This window comes from Lacrimispora amygdalina, from assembly GCF_003432035.1.
GTDB lineage: Bacteria > Bacillota > Clostridia > Lachnospirales > Lachnospiraceae > Lacrimispora > Lacrimispora amygdalina.
This window is the reverse complement of the sequence record NZ_QOHO01000010.1, coordinates 1-813: the sequence shown is the minus strand read 5'-3', so window position 1 is coordinate 813 and position 813 is coordinate 1. Positions and strand designations below refer to the sequence as shown.

Annotated in this window: 1 protein-coding gene; it reads right to left on the bottom strand. The window is 40.2% G+C overall.

Annotated features, from left to right (window positions below; all coding sequences use genetic code 11):
• Positions 1 to 205: 205 nt before the first annotated feature.
• Positions 206 to 679, bottom strand: a complete 474-nt coding sequence (gene tnpA / locus DS742_RS02540; protein ID WP_117415467.1) for an IS200/IS605 family transposase — start codon at positions 677 to 679, stop codon at positions 206 to 208.
• Between the last annotated feature and the right edge of the window lie 134 nt (positions 680 to 813).

Genomic DNA, 813 nt, shown 5'->3' with positions numbered 1-813 from the left:
AATCATGACCACCGGCTTAGCCGGTGGTTTGCTCTGCCCCTATAAGGGGCTTTTCCCTGCCTGCGCCCGGAAGGCGCCTGAAGGATTTGCCAACCGCACTTCTTTTTCAGGCTTGCCCTAAAGGGCTTTTTTTATTGCCTTCTGACTCTTGCAAGCTCCTCAAGCCTTTCATGATAGCTTTATTCCCCAGCTTCCCTTTCAGGGATTACTTTTTGCTTTTTTGTACTGGCTCACCCGTGAACGGGTCTATATATTCGTTCAGCGTAAGTTGATCGGCTTCCAAATCATCTTTCAATTGATTTGCAATATATTCTTGTATCTTCTTTGCATTCTTTCCAACTGTATCAACATAATATCCTCTGCACCAGAAGTGTCGGTTTCCATATTTGTATTTTAGATTTGCATGTTTTTCGAATATCATAAGCGAACTTTTTCCTTTCAGATATCCCATTACTTCTGATACACTGTATTTTGGTGGTATGCGTACCAGCATATGAACATGATCTTTGCAGCATTCTGCTTCTATTATTTCTATACCTTTTCTCTTGCATAGTGTACTTAATATTTGAGCAACATCTGCTTTTATCTTTCCATATATAATCTGTCTTCTGTATTTTGGCGCAAAAACTAAATGATACTTGCATTCCCATGTGGTATGGGCTAAACTATTCATATCCATTTTGGATACCTCCTATGTGATTTTTGTGGTTGGCAAACCCACAACTATTATAACATAGGAGGTTTTTTGCTTGAAGCTAAAGCTAGTTGGGGACACACCGGCATAGCCGGTGGTTTTATTGTACCGAGATACAA